We start from the raw sequence: 18486 nt of genomic DNA, 5'->3' as shown, positions 1-18486 counted from the left end.
AGCACGCTCGTCGAAGGAGAACAATGTCAGTCGGTCTGCTCGCGATCGTGGACGACGTCCTCACCGCCGCCCTCAAGGCGAGCGCCAAGACTGCGGGCGTCGTCATCGACGATGCCGCCGTCACACCGCAATACGTGCAGGGCCTCACGCCCGCGCGCGAACTGCCCGTCGTCTGGCGCATCGCACTCGGCAGCCTCTTCAACAAGTTCGTCATCATCATCCCGCTCGCACTCCTGCTCTCCGCGTTCGCGCCCTGGGTGCTGCCCTTCCTCCTCATCATCGGCGGCACGTACCTGTGCTTCGAGGGTGCGGAGAAGGTCACCGAATGGTTCGGCGCGCATCACGCCAGTGAGACGGCGGAGCCGCGTGACGAGCGCAAGCTCGTGTTCGGCGCCATCCGCACCGATCTCATTCTCAGTACCGAGATCATGCTCATCGCACTCGACAGTCTCGGTCCCGATCTCGGAATCTGGATGACGCTCGCAGCCCTGGCGGCAATCGGACTCGGCATGACGGTGCTGGTCTACGGAACCGTGGGTCTGCTGGTCAAGATCGACGACATCGGACTGAGACTGATGAAGAGTCCCGCGCGAGGCGTCCGGCGCACCGGCGTGCGCATCGTGGCGTCGATGCCCCTCGTGTTCCGGGTGATCAGCATCGTCGGCACTGTTGCCATGCTGTGGGTCGGCGGACACTTGGTGATCGCGAACCTGGGGGAGACCTTCTGGACCACGCCTCACCACATCCTCGAGTCCATGACGCACGCGATCGAGCCGGCAGGTCCGATCGTCGTCTGGCTGGCCGACACAGCTGCGTCAGCGGTCTTCGGACTCGTTCTCGGCCTTGCCGTCGTCGCGTTCATCGCCGGAGTGTCGAGCCTGGTGAGGCGGAACGAACCTGCCCACACAGATCACTGAATCGACCTGCTCAGGAAGCGTTGCACCGGGACACCGGAAGCGCCGGCGCCTCGGACGGCGCTCGAGCGTGGTGCTCTGTCGGGAGCGACTGCCTAGGGCTCGGATGGCCCATCGATCACGCCGATGCCGATGGCCTCGTGGTCGGGTTCCGAGTCGTCGGGCTTCGGCGCTCGTGGCTCCTCGCCCGGCTCGTTCTCCGTGCTCGGCTCGTCGAGTTCCTCGTCGTCCGGCACCTCTGATTCCGGAGCCTGTTCGGCCGACTCGGCGGTCGGGGACACGTTGTTGCGTTCGTCATCCGTGGCATCTGGTGACATGGGGTCCTCCTCGAGTGATCGCTTGTTCCCACGTTGCCTCATGGTCGGCGGTAACGGCACTGGGTTGACGATGCGGGATGCGGTGGGTACGCACGCCGGCGGGCCCCCGAGCCCGCGAGCCTCACTGCGACCCCATGTGAGACAAGCTTGCGACCGCGGTGAGGGGTACGCGGGGCTGCATCCGACGCCCGAGCTCGTGCCGACACGGTGTGGCACGGACCCCGGCGATGCGCGACGGGGCCGCTGCTCTCCGCCGCTCCTGTCGCCTCTTTCGGCCGCAGAGGCGAGGAGTCCGACCGCCTGCTTCCCGCCGGTTCCGACGGGGTACATCTCCGTGGAAGGCCCCGAAGATGCGGTGATCGGAGGCGCCCATCGGACCGTGGGGGCGTTACCAAACCGTTATGAGGTATTTGGCAACAAATTGCGATCGCCAGAATCGAAAGGGGGCACTATGGGGTGCCCGCTGTTCAACGCCGACAGTGGACCCTGGTGAGGCAAGGAAGCCTCAACGACAGAAGGGGAGAGTAGTGAAGAAATCTTCATTGATCTCAATCGCTGCAATCGCAGGCGCATCCGCGCTCCTGCTCACTGGCTGCTCGTCGAGCGGTGGAGGCGGGGGCTCGACCGAGAACACGTCCGCGTCACGTGCCTGCGTCATCCTCCCCGATGCGACCAGCTCGCCGCGTTGGGAGAACGGCGACCGGCCCGCGCTTGAAAAGGCCATCAAGGACGCCGGCTTCGAGGCGGACATCCAGAACGCCCAGGGCGACACCAACAAGTACGCCACCATCGCAGACCAGCAGCTCAGCAAGGGCTGCGGTGTCATGCTCCTGGTCGACTACAACGGCGCGGCCGTCGCCGTCGCCGACAAGGCCAAGGGGGAGGGCATCCCCGTCATCGCCTACGACCGTCCGATCGAGGGCGCCGACTACTACGTCTCGTTCGACAACGAGCAGGTGGGTGCGCTGGAGGGCCAGTCGATCGTCGACGGCCTCGCGGCCGCGGGCAAGGACCCGGCTTCAGCGGTGGTCGTCTACATGGGCGGCGACCCGGCCGACGGCAACGCCAAGATGTTCCACGACGGCGCAGACGAGGTGATGGCCGCTGCCGGCATCAAGCCCGCGCAGGAGCCTGCCGGCATCTGGGACGGCGACAAGAGCGCCACCAACTTCGAGCAGGCTCTGACTGCTCTGGGCGGCAAGGTCGATGCAGTGTGGGTCGCCAACGACACCAACGCAGCCGGCGTCATCACCATCCTCGACAAGAACGGACTCACGGTCCCCGTGTCCGGACAGGATGCCTCGACGGCCGGCCTGCAGAACGTGCTCCTGGGCAAGCAGACCGCCACGGTCTACAAGCCGTTCACGCTCGAGGCTGACGCCGCATCCGAGCTCGCCATCCAGCTGCTGAAGGGAGAGAAGCCGAGCGTCGACAAGAAGCTGGACGACGGCACCCCCTACATCGCCGTGACTCCGATCCTGGTCGGACCGGATGAGGTCCAGAGTGTCGTGACGGCCGGCGACGCCAGCGCGGCCGACATCTGCACCGCGGATGTCAAGGCAGCGTGCGACGAGCACGGTGTGAAGTAGCACCCCGGGCCTCGCGCACCACCGACACCGGTGGTGCGCGAGGCCGTCTCCGTTTCGCACGAGGGCCGTGGCGTGGAAGGCAGACGTTCTCCGCTCGCCCGCTCGCAGTGCCCCACCGGTGCCGGAACGCTGCGTCCCCGGCGGTACGAAAGGAACCCGGCATGGATGTGCCAATCATCGAGTTGACGGACGTCAAGAAGGGCTTCGGTCCGGTCAGCGTGCTCAAGGGTGTGAACCTCAAGGCATACCCGGGCAAGGTCACAGCACTGGTCGGCGACAACGGCGCAGGCAAGTCGACACTCATCAAGGGCCTGGCAGGGGTGCAGCCCTACGACGACGGCGTGGTGCGATTCAACGGGGAACCCGTCACCCTGCACAATCCTCGGGAAGCGGCACATCTGGGCATCGAGGTCGTCTACCAGGACCTGGCACTCGCCGACAATCTCGACATCGTGCAGAACATGTTCCTCGGCCGCGAAGAGACCCGCTTCGGCACCTTCGACGAGGGGCGCATGGAGAAGGATGCGTCGGACACCCTGCGCTCGCTCTCGGTGCGCACTGTGAAGTCCGTGCGGCAGAAGGTGTCCAGCCTCTCCGGGGGTCAGCGTCAGACCGTGGCGATCGCACGCGCCGTGTTGAAGAAGGCGAAGGTCGTCATCCTCGACGAGCCGACAGCCGCCCTCGGCGTCGCGCAGACCGAGCAGGTGCTGCAGTTGGTCACGCGGCTCGCCGAGCAGGGCGTCGCCGTCATCATCATCAGCCACAACCTCGCCGACGTCTTCAAGGTCGCCGACTACATCAACGTTCTCTTCCTCGGCCAGATGGTCGCCGAGGTGCCAGCGAACGAGACGAACTACGACGACGTCGTCGGGTACATCACAGGCAGCAGAACATACCCGGGAGCAAACGCATGACCGACACGATCAGCACGACGAACGCCTCTCCGGATCCGCTCTCGGGCGACTTGATCGGCAGCGGACAGGAAGGCGGTGTCCGCGATCAGGTGCGGGCATGGGTCAGCCGTGTGCGCAACGGAGAGATGGGAGCGCTGCCTGCGCTGTCCGGCTTCGTCGTGCTCATGGTGCTGTTCACCTTCCTCAGCCCCTACTTCCTCACCGAGCGCAACTTCGCCAATCTCCTCACCCAGGCAGCGACGCTGGTGATGCTCGGAATGGCGCTCGTCTTCGTCATCCTGCTCGGTGAGATCGACCTCTCGGCCGGCGTCACGAGCGGTCTCACGATGTGCATCTTCGTGGTGCTCGTGAACACCGTGCACATCAACTGGATGCTGGCGCTGCTCATCTCGCTCGCCACCGGCGTGTTGATCGGCACGTTCATCGGATTCTTCGTGGCACGCGTCGGCATCCCGTCATTCGTCGTGACCCTTGGCCTGTTCCTCGGGCTGCAGGGACTCGAGCTGATCATCATCGGCTCCGGCGGCCTCTATCGGATCCAGACACCCGAGATCCTCGCCATCCAGAACTCGAACATGCCGGTGTGGGCGGGCTGGGTGATGCTCGCGGTCGTGCTGGGAGTCTCGGGCGGCACGTCGTTCTGGGACCGCGCCCGTCGCAGGCGTGCGGGTGTTCCCAACCGGGCCATAGCCCTGGTCTGGATCAAGCTCGGAGTCATCCTGGCCGTGGGCGGCTATGTCGTCTGGCTGCTGAACCAGAACCGTGGGCAGTCGGTGGGGGTCGTGCAGGGTGTCCCGATCGTCGTGCCGTTCGTGCTGGCCATCCTGTGGCTGGGCACCTTCGTGCTCGACAGGACACGATTCGGCCGGTACATCTACGCCATCGGCGGCAATGCCGAAGCCGCGCGCCGCGCCGGCATCAAGGTCGTGATGATCCGCTGGTCGGCATTCATCATCTGCTCCACTCTCGCTGTCGTCGCCGGCCTGTTCAGTGTGTCCAAGGTCGGATCGGTCGATGCAGCGGCCGGACGAGACATCGTTCTCTCCGGCGTGGCGGCGGCGGTCGTCGGCGGCGTCTCGCTCTTCGGAGGGCGCGGCCGCCTGATCCACGCCGCCATCGGCGCTCTTGTGATCGCGGTCATCACGAACGGCCTCGGTCTGCTCAACCTCCCGGCGGGAGTCAACTACGTCGTCACCGGCGGGGTTCTGATCCTCGCAGCAACAGTGGATGCGGTCTCCCGGGTACGTGCCGGTGGCAGCCTGACACGCACCTAGCGAGAGCTCGAGCGAGAAGAAGGGCGGTACGCGGCGGATGCCCGCGGACCGCCCCTCCCGGTCTGGCCGGTGGCTATTCGGCGATGCCGGCGGGGGCGGCCTCGGTAGCCGGAACCGAGCCCGTGCGCGGCCTGTCCCACGCGATGGTCTGCTTCGGCTTGGCGAAGAACAGCACGACGATCGCTCCGACGGCGAATCCGACGATCGGCAGCCACAGTGACTGCGACATCGCGGTCGTGAAGCCGTCGGCGATCTGCGCGGGCAGCGCCTGCCCACCACCGCTCGACTGCTCGGCGGCTCCCGTGTCGAAGCCGGGAAGGTTCGCGGCGAGGCGAGCGTTCAGGATGGCCGCGATGGCGGCGGAGCCGAACACCGATCCGACCTGACGGGTCATGTTGTAGACGCCCGATCCGGCACCGGCCTGCCGTGGCGGCAGGTTGCGGGTGGCGGTCGACGCCAGCGGGGCCCAGATGCCCGACAACCCGAGCCCGAGGAACGCGTTCGGGATCAGCAGGATCCAGAGCTCGATGTCGGGCGTCATGATCAGAGCCATCCAGGCCAGCGCGAGCGCGACGATCGTGAAGCCGGTGAACGCGATCCACTTCGGATCGATGCGGTCGGTGAGGCGGCCGATGAACGGAGCCATCACTCCGGAGACCACGGCCATGGGCACCAGCATCAGAGCGGCCTGAGTCGGCTCGAGGCCGCGGGCGACCTGGTAGTAGAACGCGAGGGGGAGGGGCATGGCGACGATCGAGAGACCGACGAGGGTGATGGCGGTGTTCGAGAGCGCGAAGTTGCGGTCGGTGAACAGATCCAGGGGAAGGAGCGGCTCCTTCGTGTTGAAGCGCTGCCAGACCACGAACGCCACGAGGAACGCGACGCCCGCGATGATGAGGCTCCAGACGGTGATGGGCCCGGTGATGGTTCCCCACTCGTAGGTCTCACCCTCCTGGATGCCGAAGATCACGAGGAACATGCCGATGCCGCTGAGAGCCACGCCCAGCCAGTCGAAGCTGTGCGAGTGGGTCGTGAGGTTGGGAACGAGACGCCAGGCCAGCACGAAGGCGACGACGCCGACCGGCACGTTGACGAAGAAGATCCACTCCCAGCCCAGCGAGTCGACGAGCACTCCACCCAGGATCGGGCCGACGAGAGTCGCGATGCCTGCGACCGCGCCCCAGAGGCCCATGGCGGTGCCGCGCTTGTCGGGAGCGAAGATGCGCGTGATCACGGCCATGGTCTGAGGTGTCATCAGAGCGGCGCCGAGCCCCTGTAGCACGCGTGCCGCGATGAGCATCTCGATCGTTCCGGAGAGCCCGCACCACAGCGAAGCGGCCGTGAAGACCACCAGACCGATCAGGTAGATCCGCTTCGGACCGAAGCGGTCACCCAGACGTCCTGTGATGAGCAGCGGCACGGCGTAGGCGAGCAGATACGCGCTCGTCACCCACAGCACGGCGGTGATGTCCGTGTTCAGGTCGCGCAGGATGCTCGGGTTGGCGATCGAGACGATGGTCGAGTCGACCAGGATCATGAAGAAGCCGATGACGAGTGCCCAGAGGGCGGGCCATGGCTTGGTGACGTTCTCCATCAATGGTTCTTTTCTGTGAGATTGTGCGGGATCGCTTCGGTCCAGGAGATCTGGCCGTTCGCGATGCGTTCGATGGTCGTGTCGAGCCACTCGAGCTCGGCACGCAGCATGGTCGATTGGTAGTGGACGTCCAGCCAGAACCTCTCGGGGATCCGTTTCGAGTCGATGGACGCCGTGGCGAGACCCAGGGCGTCCAGGTCGTCGTGGAGGGCTGTGCGGCGGGAACGGAGGAGGGCGAGCACCTCGTCGACGGGGAGGTTGTGGGCCTGGGCCACCGCGTGGCGGAACTCCGGGTACTCCTCGGCCGGCGTGGCGAGCATCGCGGCGACGCGGTCGTCGAGCGCATGTCGTCCGGCATCCGTGATGGCGTAACTCGTCCGTTCGGGCCGATTGCCCTCGCGGTCCACCCCGACCGCGTCGACCAGTCCCGCACGGGCGAGTCTGTCGACGGCGTGGTACAGCGAGCCGGGCCTCACCTTGACGTTGCGGTCTTCCCGGCGATGGACGAGCGTCTGGTACATCTCGTAGGGATGCATGGGTCGCTCGGCGAGCAGCGCGAGTGCCGCGATGCCGAGCGGGGTGAGTTCAGCCATGCCGGGTTCTTCCAGATCGATTATTCCAGATGGAATATTACGCCCGGATGAATCACCACGTCAATCCGCGCTGTCGTCCTCAGTCGTCCTCGGCGCGCGCGAACTCCGACTTCCACTCCCTGAAGCCCTCCTCGCTTTCGCCACGACGCCAGTACCCCGAGATCGAGAGCTGGTCGCGTTGCAGGCCGCGCTCGCTACGCAGGTAGGGGCGCACCCCGCGCATGACCTCCTGCGCCTCGCCGTGCACGAACGCGTGAACGCGACCTCCAGGCCACTCGAGGGCGCGCACGGCGGCTGTCAGCAGTCCGTCCCCGGTTCCGCCGTTCCTGTGCACGAAGGTGATGGCGGCACCGGCCGGCGCGGGCAGGTGCGGCTCGTACTCCTCAGATTCGATCAGCACGATGACGTGCGCCACGGCATCGGTCGGCAAGACCTCGAGCGCAGCCGTCATGGCGGGCACTGCCGATTCGTCGCCGACGAGGAGGTGCCAGTCGGCTTCAGGGTCTGGCCGGTACGCTCCGCCGGGACCGTTCGCGAGCAGTGTGTCGCCGATCTCGGCCGCTGCGGCCCACGGCCCGGCAGTGCCATCGTCGCCGTGCACCACGAAATCGATGTCGAGGGTGCCGGATGCGACATCCGGGTGCAATGCCGTGTACGTGCGAACCACGGGGAGGTCTTCAGGTGCCATGGTTCCGCGGAGCTCGCGCACGTCGATCTGGTCGGGATACTCGACTCCGGGCTTCGGGAACACGAGCTTCACGTAGCGATCGGTGAAGACGCTGCCGGTGAAGCCGGAGAGGTCGTCGGTGCGCAGGCTGACTCGGCGAAGCGAGGGGGTGATCCACGAGGTGGCTGTCACGGTGAAGCGAGTGGTCGGCATCTCGGCTCTCTGATACTGGTGTGTCACGCCGCCCGATGGGCTGCAGCGACACTGGCGGCGCCGACGTTCCTTCCATCATGCCCGGTGCAGGGTGCCGACCAGGAGAGCGCCCGTCCGCCGGATGCGACCCGGTCCGTGGTCGGGAGAGTTCGGGTCACCCCCGACCCACGGACCGTGCACCGGCGTGGGTCAGTCGTACCACTCTCCAGTCGACAGCCCAGAAGAGGTCGTGCGGGGTGGCCCCGCACACACGACTGCCACCATCGACGGTGCCAGGCCGCTCGAGCTCCAGCTCGCGCCGGGGACCGTCGCGAGAACCGGAGCGACGATGCTCACGAGCCTTGCGGGGGTGAGGAACACCGATCCGGTGCGGCTCGTAGCAGTCACGATACGTGTCCTCCAAAATGAGGACAACCGGGTACTCGACCCCACTTCGGGGCGTCTGATCGGCAGCCAGGGGCCGGGCCCTTGATCGCGGCCGACGACACGGGCGGACGACGGGCTCAGGCCAGGAGAATTCCGTCCGCCGGCTTCGATGCGAACAGGTTGAGGCCGAGCGCCTTCGACAGGAATCGGGTGGCGCTCTGGCCTCGCACGCTGTTGCCTGCTGCGTCGAGGCGGGGAGAGAACGTCGCCAATCCTCCCTTGCCGGGAGCGATGGTGATGATGCCGCCCGAGACGCCGCTCTTGCCGGGCATGCCGACCTCGAACAGCCACTCGCCGGACATCTCGTAGAGGCCCGTGGTCGCCATGACGGCCAGAGTGTCGGCGCACACCTCTTCGCCGACCACGCGACGACCGGTGATCGGATTGACCCCGCCGTCCGCGAGGGTCGCCGCCATGACCGCGAGGTCTCGAGCCGACACGAGCAGCGAGCATTGCATCGTGTAGACGTCGGTGACCTCGAGCGGATCGCCGGGCAGGTGCCCGTAGCTCTGGAGCAGGCGGGCGATGGCCTGATTGCGGTGATTGGCTGCAGCCTCGGACTCGTAGACTGCCGTGTCGAGCTCCAGCTGACGGCCGGCGAACGCCGAGAGCCCGTCGCGGATGAAGGCCCAGCGTGAGACGGCCGTCTCACCCGGCACGAGGGCTGTTGTGGCAAGAGCGCCGGCGTTCACCATCGGATTCATGGGCCTGCCGCCGTTCAGCTCGAGCGCCATCACGGAGTTGAACGGCAGCCCGGTGTTGTTCACTCCGATCGCGCGCCAGACCTGCTCGTGGCCCACGGCCTCGCAGACCAGAGCGAAGACGAACGCCTTCGAGATCGACTGGATCGAGAACAGGTGGTCGGCATCGCCGACGGATCGGGATTCGCCGTTGACCCCCACGATGGCCAGTCCGAACAGCGCCGGATCCGCCGTGCCCAGCGAGGGGATGTAGTCGGCGACGGCGCCGTCGTCGAGCGAGGAGAACTGATCGTGGGCGCGCTGCAGGAGTTCGGCAACGCGCTCGGCCCCCGGCAGCGAGCCCGTGGAGACCTCGCGGGGCACCCCTCTCGGGATCTCGGTGTCCCGACCGCTGACATGCAGTTGTGCTCTGGCCTCGTTCCGCTCCGTCGCCGTCATCCCTCTACTCCGATCCGTAGTTCATGGTGAAGTCGATGAGCAGCCGGGCTCCGAACCCCGTCGCACCCTTGGACCGCCAGGCGTCGTCGGTGGTCGACTGCATGGTTCCGGCGATGTCGAGATGGGCCCACGGGATGCCGTCGACGAATTCCGCGAGGAACAGCGCGGCCGTGGTCGCACCGGCATGAGGGCCACCGAGATTCGAGATGTCGGCGATGTCGGAGTCGAGTTGCTTGCGGTAGCTCTTCTCCAACGGAAGCTGCCAGACCGATTCCCCCGATGACGCCCCGGCGGCCTTGACCCCCTCGATGACGCTCTCGTCGTTGCCGAGAAGTGCGGCGGTCGCCCCGCCGAGGGCCATGAGGGCGGCACCGGTGAGGGTGGCGATGTCGACGATGGCGTCCGGCCCGGCCTCGCTGGCCAGCACGAGAGCGTCCGACATGACCAGTCGGCCCTCGGCATCGGTGTTCTTCACCTCGATCGTGGTGCCGTTGCGCGCGGTGAGGACGTCGCCGAGCTTGTAGGCCGATCCGGACGGCATGTTGTCCGTGCAGGCGAGGTATGCCGTGACGGCAGTGGGGGAGCGGAGGTCGCGGAGCGCCGATACCGCCCCGAGTACAGCGGCAGCGCCGCCCATGTCCATCTTCATGAGCAGGTGCATGGGGTCCGACGGCTTGAGGCTGATGCCGCCGGAGTCGTACATGATGCCCTTGCCGACGAAGGCGACGTGTCGACCGTTCGCATCCGAGGCATCCGGCGTGTAGCTGAGCTTGATCATGCGCGGCTCCTCCGCGCTGCCGGCATTGACGCCGAGCAGGCCGCCGCACCTCATCTCGATGAGCTGCTCCTTGTCGTACGACTCCACGTCGAACCCGAACTCGCCGCCGAGCCGTGCCGCGATGACGGCCAGATCTGCGGCCGTCAGGTGGCTGGGCGGTGCGTTCGCCAGATCGCGGGCGAGGGCGGCGCTCCGAGAGGTGACGACTCCGCGATGGATGCCCGCGGTGACGTCGTCTTCGGGTGCCCCGGTCAGTGCGATCTCGATCGCGGAGAGGGCCGTGTCCTTCGGGGCCGACTGGAGAGCGGAGAAGCGATACCGCGCGAGCAGGATGCCCTCGATGATGGCGGCTGCGGCGTCGACTGCCGGGGTCGATTCGTCCAGGCCGGGCACCAGCACCCCGATCCTGGCCGACGACTTCGCCGCCCGTGCGAACGAAGCTGCCACGTCGCGCAGGTTCGACGTCGTGAGCGTTCCGTCGCCGGAACCCACGGCGATCAATTCGGCGCCGTCACGAGTGGGTACGAGCAGGGTCTCGCCGGCCTTTCCCGTGAATCCGGCGCGACTGAGCGCCGCCCGGTCCAGGCCGAGCGCCCCGGGCACGTCGCCGCCCGTTCCGACGACATAGCCGATCGCGTCGAGGGTGGCATCCGGAGTCTCGACGGCGGTCACCGTGATGGCGCGCCAGGCCTCGAGCGACGGGACGGCCGTGAAGCCTGCCGGGATGAGTTTGTACGCGCTGGGGGTCATGCGCCGTCCTCCCGTGTGGTGAAGGCCGCAGCAGCGGCGTCTTCGTCGGCATCGGAGATCGTGTCATCGACGATCGCATCGGGATCGTCGGGTTCCAGTCGCTCCGGCAGTTCGTCCCGCATCCGTCCGGGCATGCGTCCGGCGGGGATGATCGCCAGCAAGGCCAGGAGGGCCAGCGCGAGGAGGGAGATCTGCAGGGCGCGGAGGCGGGCATCCGCGTTGACCGCCAAGGCGGCGACCACCTGCAGCGGAGACGCGGAGGTCTGCGACAGCACGTCCTTCAACTGCTCGTTCGTCACGAAGTTGGCGTTGTCGAGGTTGACCTGCGAGATGAGGGCCGGCGGGAGCTCCGGGTGCTCATCGGCGGATGTGGCGACGATGCCACTCAGCACGCCGACCGCGAAGACGCTGATGACGGCGATGCCGACACTGCCCGAGAGGTTGTGCACCAGACCGCGCCAGGCGCCGACGTCGCCCGCGAGTTCCTTCGGTGCCGCAGACAGCAGCGTGTTGAACACGAGCGCCACTATGGCTCCCTGTCCGAGCCCGAGGAGGATGAGCCCGAGTACGACCAGGAACTGCCCCCAGTCGTTGCGAATGGTGAACGCGAGCAGTGTGAGGGCCGCTGCCACGACGATGAAGCCGGCTCGTGCCAGCTGGCGGGGAGGGAACCGGGAGTACAAGGTGGCCACGAACGTGCTCGCCACGAAGATCGACAGCGTGTACGGGATGATCGAGAACGACGTCTGGATGCTCGAACGGCCCTGGACGACCTGGATGTAGAGCGGGATGAGGAAGTTCGCGGCCGTTCCGACGAAGAGCATGATCGCCATGCAGGCCGTGACGGCCCGCTCCGAACCTGTGGCGAGAACACGCAGGTCGAAGATGCGCGGGAGCCTGGCCGACTGACGCCGTCGGAGCCAGAGGAAGAACGCCTGGCCGACGATGAGGCCGAGCACGACGAGGATGGGGGCCGGCGAGACGCCGAGGATGTCGAATGGCGCCTGATCGGTGGCCAGCACGAGGCCCCACGAGTTGAGACCGCTGAAGCCGAAGCTCAGCAGGATGATCGCGATGGCGGCGAGCACGGCGCCGGTCCAGTCGATCTGCAGCAGCGGCTGGGAATCGACCTTCCTGAGCCTGAAGCTGAGCAACAGGTTCACGGCGCCGAGAGCGGCAACGAGGGCGAAGGAGTAGCGCCATCCGATCGTGGAGGCGAAGGTTCCGGCGATGAGGAGTGCGAGGACGCCGGCGGCGGGGATGGCGGCAGCCAGGAGGCCGATGGCCTGGGCCTGCTGCTTGCCGTTGTAGTTGCTGGCGATGAAAACGACCAGCGCCGGGGCGATGAGGGCGATGACGGCGCCGGATGACGCCTGCGCGACGAACAGCATGGCCGGACTCACGCTCAGCGCGACAGCGAGCATCGCGACAGCGTGGATGACCACGGCGATCTGGAACACGCGCCTGCTGCCGAAGCGGGCACCCAGTTTGGCGCCGAGAAGGATGAATGCCGCCATGGCGAAGGTGCCGGCGGTGATGGCCGTCCCGACCGACGTGGCCGGGGTGTCGAGATCCGTCGTGATTCCCTGCATCGACACTGTCAGTGCGTTGACGGCGAACGACGCCTGGATCTGCGTGAGGACGACCACGATGAGCGGCAGCCAACTCGTCGCTCGGGTGGATGGCCTCTCCGCCTGGCTCGCCGGAACGCTCATGAGACCTCCATCTGCAGGGTGCGGGTGGGCACCCGTGCGGGATCAGTCTGGCCCACGGGGTGGCCCGCGTGCCAGCGACGCGTCCATGGAGGCCGAATTCGCCCGACACCCGTGGGCTACAGTCGGCCCTGTGACCGATTCCGCGCTGACGCTCACCATCCTGGCGCTCGCCGTGATCGCCTTCATCAGCGGCCGCGTTCCCACCGGACTCGTCGCCATAGGCGTCTCACTCGCCCTGCTCGCCACGGGGGTGCTCGACCTGCCGCAGGCCTTCGCCGGCTTCGCCGACCCGGCCGTCATCCTCATCGCCGCACTGTTCGTCGTGGCGGAGGGCCTCGACGGCACCGGCCTCACGGCGTGGGCCGGCCAGCAGCTCGTGCGCCGCGGCGGCGGCGACGTGCGCAGGGTCACCGTGCTCGTGATGGTCGTCGTGGCCGTGCTCTCCGCCCTCATCAGCGTGAACGGGGCGGTTGCGGCGCTGCTGCCCGTCGTGGTCGTCATCGCCTCGCGCGTGCTCGTGGCGCCGGGCAGGCTGCTGCTGCCCCTGGCCTTCGGTGCGCACGCCGGATCGCTGCTCACCCTCACAGGCAGCCCGGTCAATGTGCTCGCCTCCGAGTACGCCGGCGACGCCACCGGGCATCCGTTCGGCTTCTTCGACTTCGCCGTGGCGGGCCTGCCCATCGTCGTCGGTTCGGTTCTCCTCGTGCTGGTGCTGCAGCGATTCATCATCCCCGACCGCATTCCGGCCACGATGCCGCGCGACCTGAGCGACCAGGCCCGGGTGCTCCTGCGCGACTATCCGGGACTGCGCACGGATGCCGGAGGCGCGGCACTGCTCGATGCGGAGTCCGGCGTTGCCGAGGTTCTCGTGCCCCCGCGGTCGGCATTCGTCGGAGCGACGGTGTTCCCCGGCATGGTGACGGAGAGCGGCGACCTCGTCGTGCTCGCCGTGCAGCGCGCCGGCGAGCACCTCGAGGGCGGCGACATCGTGCTCGAAGTGGGCGATGTGCTGTTGCTGCAGGGCGACTGGGACGCGCTCGACGTGAACCTCGCCGACCCGTCAGTCGTCGTCGTCGACGACCCGAACGCCGTGCGCCGTCAGGCTGCTCCTCTCGGACCCCGATCGTGGACCGCACTGGTCATCCTCGTGCTCATGGTCGTCGCTCTGGCCACGGGCGTGTTTCCGCCGGCGGTCACCGGCCTCCTGGCCGCTGGCGCGATGGTGCTCACTCGCACGGTGACAGTCGAGCGAGCCCATCGCTCGATCTCCTGGACGACCCTGCTGCTCGTGGCCGGCATGATCCCGATGTCGACAGCCATCACGCAGACCGGCACGGCCGAGATGATCGCCACCGGCCTCATCGGCGTCGTCGGCGATTCCGGTCCGCTCCTCGTGCTCGGTGCACTCTGCCTGGTCGCCCTGGTCTTCGGCCAGCTGATCAGCAACACAGCGACCGCCCTCATCATCCTGCCGATCGCCATCTCGGTGGCGACGGAGATGCAGGTGTCGCCGCTGCCCTTCCTCATGGCAGTGGCCGTGGTGTCTGCGGCCGCGTTGCTAACTCCTGTGGCAACACCGGCCAACCTCATGATCCAGGGACCGGCCGGCCTGCGCTTCGGCGACTACTGGAGGCTCGGCCTGCCCGTCATGGTGGTCTTCTTCGCCGTGGCCGTCGGAATCGTGCCGTTGGTCTGGCCGTTCTGAGCGCCGCCGGTCGCCGCACTGATCTGCTCGGTCACGACTGACGATGGATCTCGAGGACTCCGGCCCGCTGTCTCAGGTGCGCTGCTCGTGTCGCACCGGCTTGAGTCTCACAGGTGCGTCGGTTGCCTCCGGGAACTCGCAACTGAATGCGCCCTCGTAGCCGAACAGGAACCCGAAGACCTCGTTGTGCACCTCCAGTGCGATACGGAAGACCTGAGCCTCGTCGTCGAACGACTCCCGCAACTCCGCTCTGCCGCTGAACAGCATCGGGAACCGGAAGGCGAGCGGTCCCTCGTAGAACCTCTGCTCTCCCGAGCGGAGAAGCAGCGAGCCGTCGGTCTGGGCGGTCAACTCGAGATCGACCGCGAGGTGCTGATGAGAACCGAGATAGTCGACGATGCGGCCCTCGTCGATGATCATGGTCGCATCGAAGCGGCTCGGCCGACTGCGAACCCTGTACTCGCGAACGAAGGTGACGGTCTCGCGCCCGAGTGGATCCAGATATGGGAAGTTCTCGATGGTGAATGGAACCCCGGTTCCCATGTCGGGGACGAGGATGTTCCGAATGCGGCCGATGTGCAGGAACGGCACCGTCCACCATGGTCCGCGCCGGATGCTCGCCATGGTGCCGGTGCCGATGCAGCCGTATCCGGCCTCGATCCCCACGCCGAAGCGTCGCTGCAGCATCGGATGCAGCTTCGAGAAGTCCGCACCCATGGCCTGCTCGAAGATCGAACTCACGGTTCCTCCAGCGTGGCGAGGATCTCCGGTGCCGTGTTCGGGTTGCGGCCGCGGGTCGGCACGCGCCGACATCTGGCCGCGCGGGGTCGCTCGGGCCGCCAGACCCAGAGAACCGAGCGCAGCGGCCAGTCCTCGGGTTCAACACCGGTCTCAGCCCAGATGCGCAGACGGTCGAAGCTCCAGGCGGTCATCCATCCGATGAGACGTCTGAGCAGCAGAGCATCGAGCACCCGGCCCCATCCCGGCGTGTAGTCGAATCCGGTGACGAACACGGTGCCGTTCGCGGTGGGGTTGTAGCGCCAGTAGCCACGACCGCCGCCGAGAGGCGAGAGTCGATCGGTCGTAGTGAAGCGCAGGGCGGATGTACGCGTGCCGTCGGGCCGCATCCGTTCACCGGAAGACGTTCCCGTTCCCTCGATGACGTGCCCGGGCAGTGCGCGCCGGTAGCGGAACCTGTACCCGCCTCCACTGAGCTCCTCGAGAGGTTCGATGGAACTGAACCGCAGGTCCCAGCGCGGATGCAGCGACACATCCTGCGTGAGTTCCCAGACGACGTCGAGCTCGGCACGGATGAGGATCTCCACGTGGATTCCTCGCGACGACACGGGTTCATCCTGCCCGGTAGAACGGCTGCAGCGAGCACGGCTCGCCGCCCGGCAAGCGCGCGACTACTCGCGACTGACGTCGTCCGGGTTCTTGTCCGGACGGATGCCACGCCAGGTCGGATGCCGGAGGCTCCCGGTGCGCGTCCACCCGGAGAACTCCACTTCGCCCACGAGGTTCGGCGCCACCCAGTGCGCGTCACGCGACTCCTCGCGGGGCACGGCGATGAAGGGGCTGTCGGTCTGGCCGAGGGGTTCGAGCTGCTTCATGACGCGTTGCAGGTCCTGGTCGCGCAGGCCGCTGCCGACTCGGCCGATGTAGCGCAGGCCCTCGGGTGTCGGCAGCCCGACGAGCAGGGATCCGAAGGTGCCGGCTCGGTGACCCTTGCCCGTCCGCCAGCCGCCGATCACCACCTCCTGGGTTGCGAGGTGCTTGATCTTGATCCAGACGCCGGATCGGCGCCCTTCCTCGTACAGCGAATCCTTCTCCTTGGCGACGATGCCCTCGAGTCCCAGGTTCCTGCTGAACTCGATCGCGCTCTCCGCATCGCCGTCGAAGGCGTCGGGAACCGCGATGGGGGAGCCGCGGGGAGCGTCGACCACCTTCTCCAGCTGTGTCCGCCGGGCCGAGTAGGCGAGCCCGGTGAGGTCTTCGCCATCGAGTTCCAGAACGTCGAAGAGGAAGAGTCGCACGGGACGCCGTTTCCTCGCAGCTTCGATCTCGCCGGGCTTGACGAGGTTCATGCGCTCCTGCAACAGTCCGAAGTCGGGTCGGCCCGCGGCATCCGTCGCCACGATCTCGCCGTCGAAGACCCCGGATCGCACGTGGGCGACGTCGGTCAGGGCGATGAGCTCCGGATAGGCGGCGGTCACGTCGTTGCCGTTGCGTGTCATGAGGCGCACGGCATCGCCCTCGATCGACGCGATGGCACGGATGCCGTCCCACTTCATCTCCATCGCCCACTCCGGCCCGTTGCCGAGGTCAGAGAGGGTGCCCGCCCGCGCGAGCATCGCCTGGTGAGCGGCCGGCGGCACCGGAGCGTAGCGGCGTCGGGCTGCGGGGGAGTAGTGCGGAGTCGTGGACTTCATGCGGTGCAGCAACCAGTTCGACTTCTGCGTGCTGCCAGTCCGGCCGGCGTCGCTGGTCCCGTCGGTACTCGTGCGGATCAGTGCGAGGCGCACGGGCTCTCCCAGTCCGCCGGACGGTGAACCCGTGAGGGTCACGATCACCTCGTCGTCGCGCCATTTCTCGAGCTCGTAGCTGCCCGAGTCCCAGATGCGCATCGTTCCAGCGCCGTACTCGCCGGCGGGGATCGTCCCCTCGAACGACCCGTACTCGAGGGGATGGTCCTCGGTCTGCACGGCGAGGTGGTTGCGTCCCGGGTCGGCGGGAACACCTTTGGGCACCGCCCAGCTCACGAGCACGCCGTCATGCTCGAGGCGCAGGTCGTAGTGCAGGCGACGGGCGTGGTGCTCCTGGATGACGAAACTCCGACCGTCGGCCTGCGTGCCCACCGCATCCGGAACAGGTTCCGGTGTCTTCGAGGCGTCGCGCTTGGCCCTGTACTCGCTGAGCCGATCACTGCCGGATGCCGCAGCCGCCGTCGCACGCCCACCACGGATGCCCGCATCCGGAACCGGCCCGACGCCGGCATCGATGGCGGCGAGGGCATCGCCGTCTCTCGTCACTCTCGCGAGGACCTCCCCGTACTCCAGATGCGCGAGGTCGGGCGACGACAGCTCCTCCCAGGTGCGAGGGGCGGCCACCGTCGGGCGGAACCGCCCGCGCAGCGAGTACGGCGCGATGGTGGTCTTGTTGCCGTTGTTCTGGCTCCAGTCGACGAGCACCTTGCCCGTGCGCAGGGTCTTCTTCATGTCGCTGACCACGAGGTCGGGGTGATCGGCCTCGAGCGCCCGGGCGAGCTCGCGGGCCACGGCGCTCACCTGGTCGGAGGTCTGTCGCTCATCGAGCTGGGCGTAGAGATGGATGCCCTTGCTGCCGCTGGTCACCGGCAGGGGGTCGAGGCCCATGCCGGTGAGAATGGTGCGGGCGAGGCGGGCGACTTCGGCGCACTCGGGGAGCCCGATGCCTTCGCCCGGGTCGAGGTCGAGCACGATGCGGTCGGGATTGCGGCGGGCGCCCTCCGCCGTGAAACGCCACTGGGGCACGTGGATCTCGAGGGCGGCGGCCTGCGCCAGCCAGGCCAGAACGGCGGCATTGTTCACGAGGGGGTAGGTGTTGTCGTGATCGGAGTGCGGAATGACGGCTCGCGGAACCCAGTCGGGCGTGCCGGCCGGGAGGTCCTTCTGGAAGAACGTCTCCCCGGGGGCATCCGGAGTCCCGACCCCGTGCACCCAGCGCTTGCGGGTAGCCGGACGGAAGATCACGTGCGGGAGCATGACCGGGGCGATGGCCGCGTAGTAGCCGAGCACATCGGCCTTGGTCGTGCCGGATTCGGGGTAGAGCACCTTGTCGAGATTGGAGATCTTCAGACGATGCCCGTCGACGCTGACGAGCTGCGACGCCGATGACTTCGCCATCTCACCCTCCAGCC

At 67.4% G+C, this 18486-nt stretch carries 15 protein-coding genes; 5 read left to right on the top strand and 10 right to left on the bottom strand.

The annotated features are described in order from the left end of the window. Nucleotides 1-23: 23 nt before the first annotated feature. Entirely contained in the window at nucleotides 24-917 is an 894-nt protein-coding gene (locus ASC59_RS05690) for a DUF808 domain-containing protein (protein WP_055819385.1), read from the top strand. A gap of 92 nt (nucleotides 918-1009) precedes the next feature. Here the strand turns inward: ASC59_RS05690 and ASC59_RS05685 are convergent, their stop codons facing one another. Further along, nucleotides 1010-1231, bottom strand: a complete 222-nt coding sequence (locus tag ASC59_RS05685) for a hypothetical protein (protein WP_235492584.1) — start codon at nucleotides 1229-1231, stop codon at nucleotides 1010-1012. Between the two features lie 542 nt (nucleotides 1232-1773). On the opposite strand from ASC59_RS05685, the gene ASC59_RS05680 reads away from it, so the two are divergent. The 3 genes from ASC59_RS05680 (at nucleotide 1774) to ASC59_RS05670 (ending at nucleotide 5008) form a co-directional block, all read left to right on the top strand. After that, nucleotides 1774-2820, top strand: a complete 1047-nt coding sequence (locus tag ASC59_RS05680; protein ID WP_235492583.1) for a sugar ABC transporter substrate-binding protein — start codon at nucleotides 1774-1776, stop codon at nucleotides 2818-2820. A 161-nt stretch (nucleotides 2821-2981) separates the two neighbouring features. Further along, nucleotides 2982-3734 (top strand): ATP-binding cassette domain-containing protein, encoded by a 753-nt coding sequence (locus ASC59_RS05675; RefSeq protein ID WP_055819377.1) that lies wholly within the window; start codon nucleotides 2982-2984, stop codon nucleotides 3732-3734. Then, entirely contained in the window at nucleotides 3731-5008 is a 1278-nt protein-coding gene (locus ASC59_RS05670) for a sugar ABC transporter permease (RefSeq protein WP_055819374.1), read from the top strand. The genes ASC59_RS05675 and ASC59_RS05670 overlap by 4 nt, the downstream gene beginning before the upstream one ends. 73 nt (nucleotides 5009-5081) lie before the next feature. Here the strand turns inward: ASC59_RS05670 and ASC59_RS05665 are convergent, their stop codons facing one another. From ASC59_RS05665 to ASC59_RS05640, 6 genes are all read right to left on the bottom strand, one after another. Next, nucleotides 5082-6602 (bottom strand): DHA2 family efflux MFS transporter permease subunit, encoded by a 1521-nt coding sequence (locus ASC59_RS05665; protein ID WP_082513419.1) that lies wholly within the window; start codon nucleotides 6600-6602, stop codon nucleotides 5082-5084. Next, the gene (locus ASC59_RS05660; protein ID WP_055819372.1) at nucleotides 6602-7195 is read right to left on the bottom strand and encodes a PadR family transcriptional regulator; all 594 of its coding nucleotides are present in this window, start codon (nucleotides 7193-7195) and stop codon (nucleotides 6602-6604) included. Before ASC59_RS05660 ends, ASC59_RS05665 begins: the two co-directional genes overlap by 1 nt. 79 nt (nucleotides 7196-7274) lie before the next feature. Beyond that, on the bottom strand, nucleotides 7275-8075 hold the full coding sequence (locus ASC59_RS05655) for a siderophore-interacting protein (RefSeq protein ID WP_055819369.1): 801 nt from the start codon (nucleotides 8073-8075) through the stop codon (nucleotides 7275-7277). Between the two features lie 503 nt (nucleotides 8076-8578). Further along, nucleotides 8579-9640: a glutaminase A gene (glsA, locus tag ASC59_RS05650; protein ID WP_082513418.1), complete on the bottom strand. Its 1062-nt coding sequence runs from the start codon at nucleotides 9638-9640 to the stop codon at nucleotides 8579-8581. 4 nt (nucleotides 9641-9644) lie between these two features. After that, a complete protein-coding gene (locus ASC59_RS05645) occupies nucleotides 9645-11168 on the bottom strand; it encodes a leucyl aminopeptidase (RefSeq protein ID WP_055819366.1) in 1524 nt (507 codons plus the stop codon). Further along, nucleotides 11165-12883 (bottom strand): MFS transporter, encoded by a 1719-nt coding sequence (locus ASC59_RS05640; protein WP_082513417.1) that lies wholly within the window; start codon nucleotides 12881-12883, stop codon nucleotides 11165-11167. Before ASC59_RS05640 ends, ASC59_RS05645 begins: the two co-directional genes overlap by 4 nt. Between ASC59_RS05640 and ASC59_RS05635 the strand changes: the two genes are divergently transcribed. Further along, nucleotides 12819-14588, top strand: coding sequence for an SLC13 family permease (locus ASC59_RS05635; RefSeq protein ID WP_327063386.1), 1770 nt, complete (start codon nucleotides 12819-12821; stop codon nucleotides 14586-14588). The genes ASC59_RS05640 and ASC59_RS05635 overlap by 65 nt on opposite strands. Nucleotides 14589-14660: 72 nt before the next feature. Here ASC59_RS05635 and ASC59_RS05630 read toward each other — a convergent pair whose 3' ends face one another. The 3 genes from ASC59_RS05630 to ASC59_RS05620 all read right to left on the bottom strand — a co-directional run bounded on the left by ASC59_RS05630 (nucleotide 14661) and on the right by ASC59_RS05620 (nucleotide 18472). Continuing rightward, a complete protein-coding gene (locus tag ASC59_RS05630) occupies nucleotides 14661-15329 on the bottom strand; it encodes a DUF4166 domain-containing protein (protein WP_055819360.1) in 669 nt (222 codons plus the stop codon). Next, nucleotides 15326-15934: an SRPBCC family protein gene (locus ASC59_RS05625; protein WP_055819357.1), complete on the bottom strand. Its 609-nt coding sequence runs from the start codon at nucleotides 15932-15934 to the stop codon at nucleotides 15326-15328. Before ASC59_RS05625 ends, ASC59_RS05630 begins: the two co-directional genes overlap by 4 nt. Before the next feature lie 63 nt (nucleotides 15935-15997). Further along, nucleotides 15998-18472, bottom strand: coding sequence for an ATP-dependent DNA ligase (locus ASC59_RS05620; RefSeq protein WP_055819354.1), 2475 nt, complete (start codon nucleotides 18470-18472; stop codon nucleotides 15998-16000). Nucleotides 18473-18486 lie beyond the last annotated feature (14 nt).

The sequence above is a fragment of the Leifsonia sp. Root1293 genome (genome assembly GCF_001425325.1).
In the GTDB taxonomy this organism is placed as follows: domain Bacteria; phylum Actinomycetota; class Actinomycetes; order Actinomycetales; family Microbacteriaceae; genus Orlajensenia.
The sequence above is the reverse complement of the archived record's forward strand: the minus strand, read 5'-3'. Positions and strand labels throughout refer to the sequence as shown.